This is a genomic window from Corallococcus carmarthensis (assembly GCF_003611695.1).
Taxonomy (GTDB): domain Bacteria; phylum Myxococcota; class Myxococcia; order Myxococcales; family Myxococcaceae; genus Corallococcus; species Corallococcus carmarthensis.
On the sequence record NZ_RAWE01000406.1, the window covers coordinates 1 to 3,277 of the forward strand.

5 protein-coding genes are annotated in these 3,277 nt (G+C 72.5%); all 5 read left to right on the plus strand.

The window, feature by feature from the left end; translation table 11 throughout:
- Positions 1-306 (plus strand): hypothetical protein (locus D7X32_RS43740; protein ID WP_208752754.1); only part of this gene is annotated, 306 nt, incomplete at its 5' end.
- Positions 303-1,910, plus strand: a complete 1,608-nt coding sequence (locus tag D7X32_RS43745; RefSeq protein ID WP_208752756.1) for a DNA cytosine methyltransferase — start codon at positions 303-305, stop codon at positions 1,908-1,910. The genes D7X32_RS43740 and D7X32_RS43745, both read left to right, overlap by 4 nt.
- The gene (locus D7X32_RS43750; RefSeq protein WP_120608388.1) at positions 1,907-2,569 is read left to right on the plus strand and encodes a hypothetical protein; all 663 of its coding nucleotides are present in this window, start codon (positions 1,907-1,909) and stop codon (positions 2,567-2,569) included. The genes D7X32_RS43745 and D7X32_RS43750 overlap by 4 nt, the downstream gene beginning before the upstream one ends.
- The gene (locus tag D7X32_RS43755) at positions 2,566-2,811 is read left to right on the plus strand and encodes a hypothetical protein (RefSeq protein WP_147450515.1); all 246 of its coding nucleotides are present in this window, start codon (positions 2,566-2,568) and stop codon (positions 2,809-2,811) included. Before D7X32_RS43750 ends, D7X32_RS43755 begins: the two co-directional genes overlap by 4 nt.
- Positions 2,812-2,891: 80 nt before the next feature.
- Positions 2,892-3,277: hypothetical protein (locus tag D7X32_RS43760; protein WP_147450516.1), on the plus strand; the 386-nt coding region annotated here is incomplete at its 3' end.

Here is a 3,277-nt window from a genome sequence, read left to right on the forward strand (position 1 = left end):
CCCCTGTTGACGACTCCCGCCATGCGCAGGACGGCCGTGGCCTACCTGCTGGAAACGACGCCGACGGAGCATCTGGGGCTGCTGCGCAAGCGCCTCCACGACGAGGCGCAGCTGATGCAGCTCGGCGGCTGCGCCGTCTGCTGGGCGCCGCGGTCCTTCGCGGAGGTTTACCACGAGCGCGCCGACGTACCGGCGGGCACGTGCAGTAGCGAGCGGTGCCGCGAACTATGGAGTGAGGCGCGCGGCCGGGAAGCCTTCTGGCGGCAGCAGGTACACGCCGCTGCCCAGGCGGAGGCGGCATCGTGAGCAAGCACAACTGCCGAGGCCTCGTCGTGGACTTGTTCGCCGGCGGCGGGGGCGCCTCTACCGGCATTGAGGCTGCGCTCAGGCGCGATGTGGACGTGGCCATCAACCACAGCGCCACCGCACTCGCGGTGCACGCGGCCAACCACCCACGCACCAAGCACCTCACCGCAGACATCTGGGACGTGCCCCCGCGTGAGGCCACAGGCGGGCGGCCGGTGGACGTGCTCTGGGCGAGCCCGGACTGCACCCACTTCTCCGTGGCGAAGGGTGGGACGCCCCGTGAGAAGGGCATCCGGAGCCTCGCGTGGGTGGTCATCGACTGGGCGCGCGACGTGCGCCCGCGGTGCATCTTCCTGGAGAACGTGGCCGAGTTCCGCACGTGGGGCCCGCTGGGCGCCGACGGGCGCCCGGACAAGGCGCGCATGGGCGAGACGTTCGAGCAGTGGCGCGGCGTGCTGGAACTGCTCGGCTATACCGTGGACTTCCGCGTCCTGGACGCGTCGCTCTACGGCGCCCCCACGAAGAGGCGCCGGCTGTTCCTCGTCGCGCGGTGCGACGGCGAGCCCATCCTCTGGCCGGAGCCGACGCACGGGCCCGGGAAGCTGCCGCTGCGCACCGCTGCGGAGTGCATCGACTGGGGCCTCCCCTGCCCGAGCATCTTCGAGCGAAAGCGCCCGCTCGCGGAGAAGACGCTCTGGCGCATCGCCGAGGGCCTGCGCCGTTTCGTGCTGGAGAACCCGGAGCCCTTCATCGTCGGGTGCGGCGGGCGCGCGGGGCAGACGCCGCCGACGCCGGTTGGTGCTCCGGTGGGCACCATCACCGCGAAGAATGACCGCGCCCTGGTGGTGCCGTCGCTCATCAAGGTCAACCACGGGGGCGAGGCAGCGCGTGGCGAGCCCATCGACGCGCCGCTCTCCACCGTGACGGCGCAGCGCCGCGGACACGCCCTGGTGATGCCGACGCTGGTGCAGACAGGCTATGGCGAGCGGCCCGGGCAGCGTGCGCGCTACCTGGATCTGCATCAGCCGCTGGGTACGGTGGTGGCCGACGGACAGAAGCACGCGCTCGTGTCCGCGTTCCTTGCGAAGCACTACGGCAACGGCGTGGTGGGCGTGCCCTTCGACGGGCGTCCGCTCGACACCGTCACCGCCCAGGACCACCACGCGCTCGCCGCCGCCACGCTGGTGAAGCTCCGCGGGGACTGCTCCGGCGCGGACGCGGAGTCGCCGCTGCCGACCATCACCGGGCAGGGCAACCACGTTGCGGAGGTCCGCGCCTTCCTCACGAGTTACTACGGGGACGACGCCACCTCCGGGCAGCGCGTGGACCGTCCGCTGCGAACCATCACCGCCAAGGCACGGATGGGGCTTGTGACGGTGGCAGGCGTCGAACACCAAATCGTGGACATCGGCATGCGGATGCTGGAGCCGGAGGAACTGCTCCGCGCGCAGTTTGGCCGCTTCGCCGCCACCTACGACATGACTGCGGCGACGTCGAAGGCAGCGAAGGTGCGCCTCATCGGAAACAGCGTTTGCCCCGAGGCGGCCGAGGCGGTGGTGCGCGCGAACCTGGGCGACAGCATTCAGGAGCTGGAGGCCGCATGAGCCACTGCGACGCTCCCATGCGCGTCCCCATCTTCGGGGTCACTGCGCCCCAGCCATGGGCGTGGAGCCTCCAGGTCCGCAACGCGCCCGTCCTCAACCTGCACCGAGCCCCGCCCAGGGACGTGATGGGGGCCTACATCGCGGTTTGCGCAGCGGCGGAGTACGTGCCGGAGCTCAAGGGCTGGATAGCCTCGCCGTCCGGGCCGGGCGTCAGCGCCCCGCCTGCGGACGAGCTGTCGACATGCGCGGTGGTGGCGGTGGCGCGCGTCGCCGCGGTGTCGCTGTGGCCGGACTCCGAGCGGCAGTCCCGCTGGTACGTGGGGCCGGCCGGGGTGTGGCTGGAGGACGTGGTGGCGTTGCCGGAGCCAGTGTCGTGCGAGCCCGGCCCGGCGGACACGCTGTGGGAGGTGCCCGCCCAGGTGCTGGCCCGGGTGCGGCTGGCCTTCGGCTCGCTCGTCGGTGAGGACCAGGCGCGCTGGGAGGCCTACGAGGCCCTCGCAGCACGCAGCGGTGGTCGCGCGCCCGCCTCGCTGAAGGACCGCGTCCTCCGGAAGTGCGCCTGCCGGCGCGCGATGACGCCATGTCGGACGTGCCGCGTGTGGCGTTGCACCGCGCCCGAGTGCCCCCCGCACACCTGCGCCACGGGGGTGTCGCCTTGAGCCGCTGCCGCCTGCCCGCCGTGCGCTGCGAGCACTGCGGGTCCACCCGCCTGGGCGATGCCTTCACCTACGACGGCAAGCCGTCGCCCCACGCGTCGCGCATCGCCTCCGCGGCGGTGCGCGCGAAGTACTCGGGCCCCTGGCCCACCTGCCGCCACGGCATCGCGGCCCTGGCCGACTGCGTGGACAAGCCCATCCCTCCCGCGTGCTACCCCCATCTCATCTCGGACACCACATCATGAGCACTTGCCCCACTCCTCCTGCTCGCCCACGCCGCCAACCCGTGCCGCCTCCGCCCCCGGAGGCGTCTGAGGAGGAGCCCGTGCCCGCCGGCATGGTGCGCCTGCTGTCCGGGCAGCTCGTCACCGAGGAGGACGCGAGCCAGGTGATTCCTGGCGAGCTGCCGCCCGAGGCGCGCTGGCCAGCGCCCACGGACGTCGCGCCCGACGTCGGCCTCCAGTTTCCCAGTGACGAGGCCTGCTCCCACGCTGACGAACTGGAGCGCGTGCGCGCCGAGCTCGCCCGCCGCAATGAGGCGCTGCTCCGCGAACGCGAGTCCCGCCTGCGCGCCGAAGCCGAGCTGTCGGGCTTCGCCCGGGCCGTCGCACTGCTTGTCCCTGCGCTCGCTGTCCCCGGCGTGTCCCGCCTCCCTGTCCCCATGGTTGTCCCCTCTGTCCCCGGGGACAGAGGGGACATGTCCCCGGGGAC

Coding starts and splice junctions, on each gene's coding strand:
- D7X32_RS43750 (WP_120608388.1), top strand. CDS start 1,907: ATGAGCCACTGCGACGCTCCCATGCGCGTCCCCATCTTCGGGGTCACT.